At 69.7% G+C, this 12,314-nt stretch carries 9 protein-coding genes; all 9 read left to right on the forward strand.

Going from position 1 to position 12,314, the window contains the following annotated elements:
- The first annotated feature begins 440 nt into the window (after positions 1-440).
- The 9 genes from mraZ to ftsW all read left to right on the forward strand — a co-directional run bounded on the left by mraZ (position 441) and on the right by ftsW (position 12,313).
- On the forward strand, positions 441-872 hold the full coding sequence (mraZ, locus tag ACWEOI_RS27065) for a division/cell wall cluster transcriptional repressor MraZ (RefSeq protein ID WP_213560465.1): 432 nt from the start codon (positions 441-443) through the stop codon (positions 870-872).
- Positions 873-1,073: 201 nt separating this feature from the next.
- Positions 1,074-2,054 (forward strand): 16S rRNA (cytosine(1402)-N(4))-methyltransferase RsmH, encoded by a 981-nt coding sequence (gene rsmH / locus ACWEOI_RS27070; RefSeq protein WP_452361428.1) that lies wholly within the window; start codon positions 1,074-1,076, stop codon positions 2,052-2,054.
- A gap of 175 nt (positions 2,055-2,229) precedes the next feature.
- The gene (locus ACWEOI_RS27075) at positions 2,230-2,919 is read left to right on the forward strand and encodes a hypothetical protein (protein ID WP_452361429.1); all 690 of its coding nucleotides are present in this window, start codon (positions 2,230-2,232) and stop codon (positions 2,917-2,919) included.
- Positions 2,920-2,965: 46 nt separating this feature from the next.
- Positions 2,966-4,921, forward strand: coding sequence for a penicillin-binding transpeptidase domain-containing protein (locus tag ACWEOI_RS27080; RefSeq protein WP_433666800.1), 1,956 nt, complete (start codon positions 2,966-2,968; stop codon positions 4,919-4,921).
- 140 nt (positions 4,922-5,061) lie between these two features.
- The gene (locus ACWEOI_RS27085; protein WP_452361430.1) at positions 5,062-6,747 is read left to right on the forward strand and encodes a UDP-N-acetylmuramoyl-L-alanyl-D-glutamate--2,6-diaminopimelate ligase; all 1,686 of its coding nucleotides are present in this window, start codon (positions 5,062-5,064) and stop codon (positions 6,745-6,747) included.
- On the forward strand, positions 6,744-8,228 hold the full coding sequence (locus tag ACWEOI_RS27090; RefSeq protein ID WP_452361431.1) for a UDP-N-acetylmuramoyl-tripeptide--D-alanyl-D-alanine ligase: 1,485 nt from the start codon (positions 6,744-6,746) through the stop codon (positions 8,226-8,228). Before ACWEOI_RS27085 ends, ACWEOI_RS27090 begins: the two co-directional genes overlap by 4 nt.
- Positions 8,225-9,301 (forward strand): phospho-N-acetylmuramoyl-pentapeptide-transferase, encoded by a 1,077-nt coding sequence (mraY, locus tag ACWEOI_RS27095; RefSeq protein WP_213560470.1) that lies wholly within the window; start codon positions 8,225-8,227, stop codon positions 9,299-9,301. Before ACWEOI_RS27090 ends, mraY begins: the two co-directional genes overlap by 4 nt.
- Positions 9,302-9,350: 49 nt before the next feature.
- Entirely contained in the window at positions 9,351-10,793 is a 1,443-nt protein-coding gene (gene murD, locus ACWEOI_RS27100; RefSeq protein ID WP_379106660.1) for a UDP-N-acetylmuramoyl-L-alanine--D-glutamate ligase, read from the forward strand.
- A complete protein-coding gene (gene ftsW / locus ACWEOI_RS27105) occupies positions 10,790-12,313 on the forward strand; it encodes a putative lipid II flippase FtsW (protein ID WP_452361432.1) in 1,524 nt (507 codons plus the stop codon). Before murD ends, ftsW begins: the two co-directional genes overlap by 4 nt.
- The last annotated feature ends 1 nt before the right edge of the window (position 12,314 follow it).

Here is a 12,314-nt window from a genome sequence, read left to right on the forward strand (position 1 = left end):
TGTTTCGCCCCGGCATGTTTACAACACACAAAAACAAAAAAAAAAAAATTAAACACCCCCCGCCCCCCCACCACTTTTTTGGGGTGGGCCCCCCCGGCGTTTCTGGTTGGTCGGGGATCGGCGTGTCGGGTGTCGGCCACGATTCCCCACACCTCCCCACGGGGGTGCCCCACCGCGCCCCACATGTGCCGGAAATGCACGCTATCTGCGGGTTTGCTGGCGGTTGTCGGGTACCCGCCGGCGCGCGTCGCGCGTGTCGGGGGAACTGCGCGAAATCTTCCCCACCATCGTGATAGCTGGTGTGACCTGCGAAGTTCGCCAAGCGGGGACCGAGATCACCGGCGCTTTCGATTGAAAGTGGGGGAAAGTGGGGTAATGTGGAGCCCGCACTACAGGAGGCCGAACAGTCGAGAGGGTGATCCGGCAGGAGGTGTCGAGACGTGTTTCTCGGGACCTATACCCCTCGATTGGACGACAAAGGGCGACTGACGTTGCCTGCGAAGTTCCGGGACGAGCTGGCGGGAGGGTTGATGGTCACGAAGGGACAGGACCACAGCCTTGCCGTTTATCCCAAGGACGAGTTCACCGCGCTCGCGCGGAGAGCCGCGGCCGCGTCCCGATCGAACCCGCAGGCCCGAGCATTCGTCCGGGCCTTGGCGGCTTCCAGCGATGAGCAACGTCCGGATGCACAGGGCCGGATCATGCTGTCGGCAGAGCATCGCCGCTACGCGAATCTCTCCAAGGATTGCGTGGTGATCGGCTCGGTCGATTTCCTCGAGATATGGGACAAGACGGCGTGGGATTCCTACCTCGCCGAGCACGAGGAGGACTACTCGCAGGCCAGAGACGAGTCGCTGGGCGAGATCTTCTAGCCCGTGCGAGGCGAGTGCCCTGCGGCCTCTGCCCGAAGCCGACCCTGACGTACTTCCCCAACGCCAGGTGCGGTGCTTCGGTCAGAGACCACGGGGCATTCGCCCTAATTCGAAGGTCGTTTGTGAAAAAGGCCACCGTCGCGCGCTATCCGATGTGGCCGTGCGAATGAACGTGAGGCAGTGAATTCCGGGAGGTCCTAGGTGAACCAGAGCAATGACGGCCCCCGCCATGTTCCGGTTCTCCTGCATCGCGCCGACGAAATCCTCGGTCCCGCACTGCATTCCGAGGGCGCCGTGTACCTGGACTGCACGCTCGGTCTCGGCGGTCACGCCGAGCACTTCCTGCGCACCTACCCCAACATCAGACTCGTCGGCCTGGATCGCGACACCGCCGCGCTGAAGCTGGCGGGGGAGCGACTGGCGCCGTTCCGGGACCGGATCACCCTGGTGCACACCAGATATGACGGGATCCCCGCCGCGCTCGAACAGGCCGGTCTGCCCGAAAAGGGTTCGGTCAGCGCCATTCTCATGGATCTGGGCGTGTCCTCCATGCAGCTGGACGAGGCCGATCGCGGGTTCGCCTACTCGGTGGACGCGCCGCTGGACATGCGGATGGATTCCAGCACCGGTCCCACCGCGGCCGACGTGCTCAATACCTACAGTCACGGCGAACTGGCCCGGGTGCTGAAAACCTATGGCGAGGAACGGTTCGCGGGCAAGATCGCCTCGGAGATCCTGCGGCGCCGCCAGCGCACCCCGTTCACCACGAGCGCCCAGCTGGTGGAGCTGCTCTACGACACCATCCCGGCCGCGGCCCGGCGCACCGGCGGGCATCCCGCCAAGCGCACTTTCCAGGCCCTGCGGGTGGAGGTGAACCGTGAGCTGGAGTCGCTCGAGGCGGCGCTGCCCGCCGCGCTGGACGCGCTGGCCCCGGGCGGCCGCATCGTGGTGATGAGCTATCAGTCCCTCGAGGACCGGGTGGTGAAGGTGGCGCTGGCCAAGCGGTCGGCTTCGCGCACCCCCTTGGATCTGCCGGTCGAATTGCCCGGCATGGGACCGGAATTCAAGATCCTGACCCGCGGTGCGGAGAAGGCGACCGAGCAGGAGATCGAGGAGAACCCGCGAGCCGCTCCGGTGCGCATGCGGGCGGCGGAACGTATCGCAGGGGAGGACCAGGCATGAGTGGTCAGGCGCGGAGGCGTCGCTCCATCATCCAGCGCTTGCGGAGCGTAACCATGGAGCGCTCCGCTCATGCCTCAGAACGGCACAGCATGAACCAGAGACGACGTGACGGGGCGCGACAGCGCCGGGGCGGCGGGCGGTTCCGGGCCGTGACCCGAGAGATCGGAGCCGCGCTATGACGATCAAGACGCAGGTGAGCCGGGGGGCCCGCCGGGTGCAGGCCGCCGAGCGGGTCAAATCGGGTGCGGCGCAACGGGCCTACGCCCGGCGCCGCAATCGCGAGGGCGGCGTGGAGCTGCCCGGGATGCGCCGCGGCCGGCGCAGTGAATCCATCCCGCGCGGCCGGATGTCCTTCGTGGCCACCATCATCGCGCTGCTGGGCTGCGGTCTGGCGTTGACTCTGCTGCTCACCACCCGCGCCACCGAGGACAGCTACCAGCTCGGCGATCAGCGCCGCGCCAATCAGAAGCTGTCCGACGAGCGCGACGCGCTGCAGCGCGAGGTGGCCGCGGCCGACTCGGCGCCCGAATTGGCCCAGCGCGCCGCCGAACTCGGCATGATCCCGGCCAAGGACCCGGCCCGCCTGATCATCGCCCCCGACGGTCAGGTGACCGTGGTCGGTAATCCGCAGCCCGCGCAGGGCGCTCCGGCTCCCCCGCTGAACACCACCCCGGCCGCGGCCCCGCCCAAGCAGTCGCAGACGCAGACGCAGGGTGAGCGCGTCGTTCCGGTGACCACCACCCCGGCGGGGCCGCCCACGACGGCCCCGGCACCGCCGACCACCTCGGCCGTGAATCCCGTTCCGGCGTCCCCGCTTCCGACGCCGCAGAACCCGGCGGTCCAGGCGAACGGCGTGCCGCGATGATCGAACATTCGACGACGACCACGACGCAGGCGAATGGGGTTGGTCGATGAGCCCTACCCGCGCGGGGCGCGGGCGTGATTCCGGCCGGGGCCGTTCCGATTCCGGCCGGGGGCGCGCCGCCGTCGCACGGGCGAAGTCCGGGTCGGGGCGCGCGGGTTCGGGTCCGGGCAGGCAGTTCAGACCACGGCCGGCTCCGGGACTGGATTCGAGTACGCGGTTCCGGTTCGGGGTGGGCCGGCTGGTGATGCTGGTGGCGATCGTCGTGGCCGCCATCCAATTGCTGTGGGTGCAGAGCATTTCCGCGCCGAAGCTCTCCTCGGAGGCGGCCAGTCAGCGGACCGTGAAGCTGGCCGATCCCGCCACCCGGGGGCCGATCACCGACCGCTACGGGAAGTCGCTGGCGTTCACCATCGCCGCCAAGGCGTTGACCTTCCAGCCGGTGCGGGTCCGCAAGGATCTGGCCGACGAGCGCGAGAAGCAGCCGAAGACCGCTCCGGATCCGGACGACCGGCTCGCCGCCATCGCCAAATACCTGCACGAGAAGCTGGGTAAGGACGCTCCCCAGAAGGACATCCTGGCCAAGCTGAAGAGTGACGAGCCGTTCGTCTATCTGGTGCGCAATGTGGATCCGCGGGTCGCCGCCGACATCACGCTGAAGTTCCCGGAGGTCGGGCTCGAACGCCAGGACATGCGCGAGTACCCGGGTGGCGCGCTGGCCGCCAATGTGATCGGCGCGACCGGCTGGGACGGGCACGGGCAGATCGGCCTGGAGTCCTCGATGGACGCGCTGCTGGCCGGTTCGGACGGCTCGATGACCTACGACCGCGGCTCGGACGGCGCGGTGATCCCGGGTTCGTGGCGTGACCGCCAGCCCGCGGTGAACGGGTTCGGCGTGGAGCTGACCCTGGACTCGGATCTGCAGTACTACGTGCAGCAGCAGGTGCAGCAGGCCAAGGATCTGTCGGGCGCGAGCGCGGCCTCGGCGGTGGTGCTGGACGTGCACACCGGCCAGGTGCTGGCCATGGCCAATGACAACACCTTCAATCCCGCGATGGGGCCGCGCTTCTGGTCCACCACCGATCTGGGCAATCCGTCGGTGCAGGAGGTGTACGAGCCCGGCTCGGTGAACAAGATCGTCACCGCGGCCTCGGCCATCGAGTACGGCCTCACCAACCCCGATGAGGTGCTCCAGGTTCCGGGCAGCATCTTCATGGGCGGGGTCACCGTGCACGACGCCTGGGACCACGGCGTCGCCCCCTATACGACCACCGGCGTCTTCGGGAAGTCCTCGAACGTGGGCACCCTGATGCTGGCGCAGCGGGTCGGCGAGGACCGCTACTTCGACATGCTCAAGAAGTTCGGCCTGGGTCAGCGCACCGGCGTCGGCCTGCCCGGCGAGAGCAGCGGCGTGGTGCCCTCCCGTGACCAGTGGTCGGGCTCCACCTTCGCCAACCTGCCCATCGGCCAGGGTCTTTCGATGACGACCCTGCAGATGACGGGGATGTACCAGGCCATCGCCAACAATGGCGTGCGGATTCCGCCGCGCATCGTGAAGGCCAAGATCGCCCCGGACGGCGCGCGCACCGAGGAGGAGCCGCCGGAGGGGGTGAAGGTGGTGAGCCCGCAGACCGCCAAGACCCTGCAGCAGATGTTCCAGGCCGTGGTGCAGAAGGATCCGCGCGGCATCCAGTCCGGCACCGGCAGCCCGGCCTCGATCGAGGGCTATCAGATCGCCGGCAAGACCGGCACCGCCCAGCAGATCGATCCCAAGTGCCGCTGCTACTCCAGCGATCGCTACTGGATCACCTTCGCGGGCATGGCACCCGCCGACAATCCGCGCTACGTGATCGGCATGATGCTCGACGGGCCCGTGCGCAGCTCGGACGGCAGCGGTGGCGGGTCGGCCGCACCCCTGTTCCACAGCATCGCGTCGTGGCTGCTGCAGCGGGACCGGATCCCGCCGTCACCGCCCGCCAAACAGCTGATTCTGCAGGCGAGTTAGCGCAGGGAACGGATGGTCGTGACGCACGCCGCCGCCGATACCACTACCGGCGGGTGACCGAACTGCGCCGTGCCGATCGCACGGCAATCGAACACAGGTAACCTGACACGTCGATCCGGTCGTCCGGATCTTTTCTACATATGAAACCCACCCGTGAGAGGAGCTTCGTGCCCGCGCAGTCCAGCCCGCAGGTGTTCCGGCCCGCCGCACCGGCGGCGACCAGCTTGCGCACGGTCTCGGAGCTGACGGGCGCGACGCCCGCCGGGCCCGCGGCAGGTTTGCAGGACATCCAGGTCACGGGTATCGAGCAGCGGTCGAACGCGGTGCTGCCGGGAGATCTGTTCGCCGGTCTGGCCGGTGGGCATTCGCACGGCGCGCGCTACGCCGCGGACGCGGTGGCGCGCGGCGCGGTCGCGGTCCTCACCGATCCGGCGGGCGCGGAGCTGATCGGCGAGATCGCCGTCCCCGTGCTGGTGCACGACGCGCCGCGCACGATTCTCGGCGAGTTGTCCTCGGCCCTTTACGGTGATCCGTCTCGCAAACTGCGCATCATCGGTATCACCGGCACCTCCGGCAAGACCACCACCTCGTATCTGGTGGAAGCCGGGCTCGCCGCGTCCGGGCTGCGCACCGCGCTGATCGGCACCATCGAGACCCGCATCGGCGGGGTCCGGGTGCCCTCGGCGCTCACCACCCCCGAGGCCCCGCAGCTGCACGCCATGTTCGCGGTCATGGTCGAGCAGGGCGTGGACGCCGTGGTGATGGAGGTGTCGAGTCACGCGCTGGCGCTGGGCCGGGTGGACGGGGTGAGCTTCGCGGTCGGCGCGTTCACCAACCTGTCCCAGGACCACCTCGACTTCCACGCCGACTTCGAGGACTACTTCGCGGCCAAGCGCCGCCTGTTCATTCCCGACGGCCCGGACACCGCCGCCGCGTCGCGCCCCTCGGTGGCCGCGCGCACCGCGGTGATCTGCGTGGACGACGAGTGGGGACAGCGCCTGGCCGGCGACGTATCCGACTGCCTGGCAGCCGAATCCGGTGATACCACCGGCCGCCTGCGCACAGTGGCCACCCGCGCGGGCGTGCCCGCCGACTGGACCGCGGGCGCGGCGACCGCCGGGACCGGCGGCACCCAGGAGTTCACCGCGGCGGGGCCGGGCGTCAATGTGGATGTGCGGCTGCGGCTTCCGGGCGCGTACAACATCGCCAACGGGCTCCTGTCGGTCGCGGTCTGCGCGGCGGCGGGCGCCGATATCGAGACTTCCGCGGCGGCGCTCGGCGAGGTGGACGTGCCGGGCCGCATGCAGCGGGTGGATAGGGGTCAGGAGTTTCTGGCCGTGGTGGACTACGCGCACAAGCCCGCCGCGATCGAATCGGTCGTGGCCACCTTGCGCACGTGGTTGGCCGACCGCCCCCGCCTCCCCGGGGCTGGGACGGGACGTCTGGCGGTCGTGGTGGGCGCGGGCGGTGATCGCGATGCCGGCAAGCGGCCCCTCATGGGTGCGGCGGCGGCGCGCGGCAGCGACCTGGCCATCATTACCGACGACAATCCGCGCAGCGAGGACCCGGCCGCCATCCGCGCCGCGGTGCTCGCCGGGGCCGAACAGGTGCCGGACGCGGAACGCGGTGAGGTCCGGGAGGTCGGGGACCGGGCGGCCGCGATCCACGCCGCCGTGAACTGGGCGCGGCCCGGGGACGCGGTGCTGGTCGCGGGCAAGGGACATGAGACAGGGCAGGAGATTGCAGGCGTGAAGCAGCCGTTCGACGACCGCGAGGTACTCGCGGCCGCCCTGTCGGAAAAGACGAGGGACCTGACGCATTCATGATCGAGATGACTTTGCGGGAGATCGCGGAGGTCGTGGGCGGCACGCTGCACGACGTCGCCGATCCCGAGGCGAAGGTCACCGGCTCGGCCGAATTCGACTCGCGCCGAATCGGTTCCGGTGACCTGTTCCTGGCGCTGCCGGGTGAGCGCGCCGACGGCCACGACTTCGCGGCGCGGGCCGTCGCGCAGGGCGCGGTCGCGGTGCTCGCCGCGCGGCCGGTCGGGGTGCCCGCCATCGTGGTGGAGCCCCACCCCGGGAACACCCGCGCCATCGCACTGGCCCACGACACCGACGGCTCCGGCGCGGCGGTGCTGGACGCGCTGGCCGCACTGGCCCGCGCCAGCGTGGACCGGCTCGTGCAGGCCGGGAGCCTGACCGTGGTGGGGGTGACCGGCTCGTCCGGTAAGACCTCGACCAAGGACCTGATCGCGGCGGTGCTCGCGCCGCTGGGATCCGTTGTGGCCCCGCCCGGTTCGTTCAACAACGAGCTCGGCCACCCGTGGACGGCCCTGCGCGCCGACGCGCAGACCCGCTTCCTGGTGCTGGAGCTGTCGGCTCGCGGCCCGGGACACATCAAGGCGCTCACCGAGATCGCTCCGCCCAGCGTCGGCGTCGTGCTGAACGTCGGCACCGCGCACCTGGGCGAGTTCGGCAGCCGAGAGGTGATCGCGCAGACCAAGGGTGAACTGGTCGAGGCGCTTCCGGCCTCCGGGCTGGCGGTGCTGAACGCCGACGACCACCTGGTCGCGCGGATGGCCGGGCGCACCGCCGCCCGGGTGGCGACCGTGGGCCTGGCGTCCTCGGCCGATGTGCGCGCCGCCGACGTCGTGCTCGACGAGCAGGCGCGCGCCCGATTCACGCTGCACGCCAATGGCGAATCGGTCGACGTCCAGCTGGCCGTGTCCGGCGAGCACCAGGTCGGCAACGCCCTGTCCGCCGCCGCCGTCGCCCTCGACCAGGGCGCCGATCTCGCGACCGTCGCGGCGGCGCTGGCCGGCGCGACCGCCGCCTCGGCCCGCCGCATGGACGTGCGCACCCGCGCCGACGGCGTCACCGTCGTCAACGACTCCTACAACGCCAACCCGGATTCGGTCCGTGCCGCGCTCAAGGCGCTGGTCACCATGTCCCGCGCCGGGGCCGAGCCGCGGCCCAGCTGGGCGGTGCTCGGCGAAATGGGCGAACTGGGCGAGGAATCCGTTCTCGAACACGACAAGATCGGCCGCCTGGTGGTGCGGCTGGACGTGGACCGGCTGATCGTCGTCGGTCAGGGTCGTCCGGTGCGCGCCATGTTCCAGGGCGCCGTGCAGGAGGGCTCGTGGGGTGAGGAAGCCATCCACGTGCCCGATATCGACTCGGCCATCGCGCTGCTCGACGAAGAACTCGAGCCGGGCGCGGTGGTGCTGGTGAAGGCATCCAAGTCCGTCGGTCTGTGGACCGTCGCCGAACACCTGATCGGTGCGGACCAGGAGGCCGCTCGATGACCCAGATTCTCTTGTCGGCCGCGATCGCGCTGACCGTTTCGATTCTGCTCACCCCCGTGGTGATCCGCTACTTCGCCAAGCAGGGCTTCGGCCAGGAGATCCGGGTCGACGGCCCGGAGAGCCACAAGGCCAAGCGCGGCACCCCGACCATGGGTGGCGTCGCCATCATCATCGGCATGTGGGCCGGTTACCTGGGCTCGCACCTGATCTCCATGACCTACGGCGAGCCGGGCCCCTCGGCCTCGGGCCTGCTGGTCATGGGCCTGGCCACCGCGCTGGGTTTCGTCGGCTTCACCGACGACCTGATCAAGCTGCGCAAGCAGCGCAACCTGGGTCTGACCGCGGCCGGGAAGTACATCGGCCAGCTCACCTCGGCGATCGTGTTCGGCGTCCTGGCCTTGCAGTTCAAGAACATTCACGGCCTGACGCCGGGCGACAAGCGACTGTCCTACACCCGCGACATCAATACCTTGTCGATGAGCGTGATCGTCTTCCTGGCGTTCGTCTGCCTCATCGTGGTGGCCTGGTCCAACGCGGTGAACCTGACCGACGGCCTGGACGGTCTGGCCGCGGGCTCGATGAGCCTGGTGCTGGGCGCGTACATGATCATCACCTTCTGGCAGTGGCGTAACTCCTGCTCCGCGCACGCGGTGGCGGGCTGCTACCAGGTGCGTGATCCGCTGGACCTGGCGCTGGTGTGCGCGGCGGGCGGTGCGGCCTGTATCGGCTTCCTGTGGTGGAATGCCGCGCCCGCCAAGATCTTCATGGGCGACACCGGTTCGCTGATGCTGGGCGGTCTGCTCGCGGGCCTGTCCATCACCACCCGCACCGAGCTGCTGATGGTCGTCATCGGCGCGCTGTTCGTGGCCGAGACCACCTCGGTGGTGCTGCAGGTGGCGGTGTTCCGCGCGACCCGCAATCGTCTGTTCAAGATGGCACCGTTCCATCATCACTTCGAGCTGAGCGGGTGGGCCGAGACCTCGGTGATCATCCGGTTCTGGTTGCTGGCCGGTATGGCGTCGGCGATCGGACTGGGCCTGTTCTACAGCGAATACCTCTCTGCGGCAGGGTGAGACAGCAATGGCCGAACATTCTCCGAGGGTCCTGCGGTCGCCGGGGCCCATGCTCGAATTCCTGCGTGGCCGTGACGTGCTGGTCGCCGGGTGGGGTGTCTCCGGGCGTTCGCTGATCGAACCGCTGCGCGATATCGGTGCGCGGCCGGTGGTCACCGACAGCGGCGCCAAGGCACTGGCCGAGGCCGCCGAACTGGGTCTGGGCACCGCCACCAGTGCGGACCTGCTGGAACCGGACGCGCTGCGGCGCTTCGCGCTGGTCATCACCAGCCCGGGCTGGCGGCCGGATTCGCCGGTGCTGGCGTCCGCGGTGACCGAGGGCATCCCGGTGTGGGGTGACGTCGAGTTCGCGTGGTGGGTCGATCAGGCCCGCATCTACGGTCCGGTCCGCAAGTGGCTGGTGATCACCGGCACCAACGGCAAGACCACCACCACCCAGATGACGCACTCGATCCTGCGCGCCGCCGGCATCCCGTCGGTGGCCTGCGGCAATATCGGGCTGCCCATCCTGGACGCGCTGCGCCGCAATCCCGGCCCGCAGATCCTGGCCGTGGAACTGTCCTCGTTCCAGCTGCACTGGGCTCCGTCGGTCCGCCCCGAGGCCGGGGTGGTGCTGAATGTGGCCGAGGATCACCTGGATTGGCACGGCGGCCTGGACGCCTACGCCGCCGCCAAGGCGCGCGCGCTGACCGGCCGGGTCGGCGTGGTCGGCCTCGACGACCAGGTGGCCGCGGCGCTGGCCCGGAAGTCCAAGGCGCGTCGGACGGTCGGCTTCCGCATCGGCGTGCCCGCCGACGGCGAGCTGGGCGTGGTGGACGGCAAGCTGCTCGACCGCGCCTTCACCAAGGCCGCCATCCTGGCCGAGACCGGCGACATCAGCCCGCAGGGTCCGGCGGGCGTGGCCGACGCGCTGGCCGCGGCCGCGCTCACCCGATCCATCGACGTGGCCCCGCAGTTCGTCAAGGAGGGACTGCAGGAGCATCGGGTCGGCCCGCACCGGGCGGCCTTCGTGCGCGAGTTGTCGGGCGTGGAGTTCGTCGACGACTCCAAGGCCACCAACCCGCACGCCGCGCGTTCGTCGATCCTGGCCCACCCCAACGTGATCTGGGTGGCCGGCGGTCAGCTCAAGGGTGCGGGCGTGGAGGACCTCATCGAGGAGTGCCGCGAACACCTGGTCGCGGCCGTGCTGTTCGGGCAGGACGCGGCCGTGATCGCGGCCGCACTCGCGCGACACGCCCCCGATGTGCCGGTGGTGGAGCTGAATTCGGGGGACGATGCTCGAATGGGTGACCCCTTCACCGAGATCGAGCCCGAAGCGGTGATGGCGCGCGCGGTCCGCGTGGCGGCCGGTTTCGCCCATCGCGGCGATACCGTGCTGCTGGCTCCGGCCGCGGCATCCCTGGACATGTTCGCCGACTACACGCACCGCGGTCGCAGTTTCGCGGCCGCCGTGCAGGCCCTGGACGAGAAGGACATCGGGAGAACCGAATGACGACGGCGACGCCGCGGCGGGCCGGGAACAAGGGCCCACAGCGTCTGCGAACCGGATGGTTCGTTGCGTGGCTGGCCCGCCCGCTGGCGTCGTTCCACCTGGTGGTGGCGATCGCGGTACTGCTCACCGTGCTCGGCCTGGTCATGGTGCTCTCGGCCTCCAGCGTGGAGTCCTACGCCGGTGGCGGCTCGGCCTATTCGCTGTTCTTCACCCAGGCGGTGCTGGCCGCGGTCGGCGCGGTGCTGTTCTACATCGCGCTGCGCATTCCCATGCGGGTGATGCGGCAGCTGTCGTTCCCGGTGTTCGCGCTGTCGGTGGTGATGCTGGTGCTGGTGCTGATCCCCGGCGTCGGCACCAAGGTGCAGGGCTCGCAGCGCTGGTTCGACCTCGGCGTGGTGTCGGTGCAGCCCTCGGAGATCGCGAAAGTGACGCTGGTGGTGTGGGGTTCGCACCTGCTGGCGTCGCGGCAGTCCGAGAAGGCCGGGTACAAGGACATTCTCATGCCGCTGGTGCCGGCCGGACTGCTGGTCTGCCTGCTGGTGGTGCTCGAACCCAACCTGTCGACCACCATCGCGCTCGGCATCGTGCTGACCTCGCTGCTGTGGTTCGGCGGGCTGCCGCTGCGCATGTTCGTCACCATCGCGGTGTCGGGTGCGGTTGCGGCCTCCATCCTCGCGCTCTCGGCCGGGTATCGCTCGGACCGCATGCGCGCCTTCTTCAATCCGGGCGACGACCCGCAGGGCATCGGCTACCAGGCCCGCCAGGCCATGTATTCCCTTGCCGACGGCGGTATCTGGGGTCGCGGCCTGGGCCAGTCACGCGCCAAGTGGAGCTATCTGCCCAACGCGCACAACGACTTCATCTTCGCCATCATCGGCGAGGAGCTCGGCTTCCTCGGCTGCGCGCTGGTGCTCGGGCTGTTCGCGCTGTTCGTGTACACCGGCCTGCGGATCGCCTCGCGGTCGGTGGATCCGTTCATCCGGCTGCTGACCGCCTCGGCCACCACTTGGATCACCGGGCAGGCGCTGATCAATGTCGGCTACGTGGTGGGTTTGCTGCCGGTGACCGGTCTGCAGCTGCCGCTGGTCTCCGCGGGCGGCTCCTCGCTGGCCATCACCCTGTTCATGTTCGGCATCATCGCCAATGCCGCCCGGCACGAGCCGGAGGCGGTGGCGGCCCTGCACGCCGGACAGGACGGCCGCTTCAGCCGTCTGCTGCGGCTGCCCACACCCGACATCTACTCGCCCGCCCGGGCCGCGCGCGCCCGCGCCAAGTCCAAGGCGACCGGCAAGCCCAAGCCCAAGCCCAAGGTGAACGCGAAGGTGAAGTCCGCGCCGCAGAAGCGCGCGCTACCCTCGGGGCGGGGCCGGGGCGGCTCGGCGGAAACATCCTCGCGGCGGTCGGTAGATTCGGATTCGGCCCGGCGCACCAGCCGCTCCACGGAATCGTGGCGCAGCACCCGGGCCTGGGAGCCCAACTATCCGATGAAACACGCCAGGGAACGGGGTAATTCGAGGTGAC

Source organism: Nocardia sp. NPDC004340, assembly GCF_053602575.1.

Excerpts from the sequence above, each read along its gene's own strand:
- ACWEOI_RS27075 (WP_452361429.1), top strand. The coding sequence starts at position 2,230 with ATGACGATCAAGACGCAGGTGAGCCGGGGGGCCCGCCGGGTGCAGGCC.
- ACWEOI_RS27080 (WP_433666800.1), top strand. The coding sequence starts at position 2,966 with ATGAGCCCTACCCGCGCGGGGCGCGGGCGTGATTCCGGCCGGGGCCGT.
- ACWEOI_RS27085 (WP_452361430.1), top strand. The coding sequence starts at position 5,062 with ATGAAACCCACCCGTGAGAGGAGCTTCGTGCCCGCGCAGTCCAGCCCG.
- ACWEOI_RS27090 (WP_452361431.1), top strand. The coding sequence starts at position 6,744 with ATGATCGAGATGACTTTGCGGGAGATCGCGGAGGTCGTGGGCGGCACG.
- mraY (WP_213560470.1), top strand. The coding sequence starts at position 8,225 with ATGACCCAGATTCTCTTGTCGGCCGCGATCGCGCTGACCGTTTCGATT.
- murD (WP_379106660.1), top strand. The coding sequence starts at position 9,351 with ATGCTCGAATTCCTGCGTGGCCGTGACGTGCTGGTCGCCGGGTGGGGT.
- ftsW (WP_452361432.1), top strand. The coding sequence starts at position 10,790 with ATGACGACGGCGACGCCGCGGCGGGCCGGGAACAAGGGCCCACAGCGT.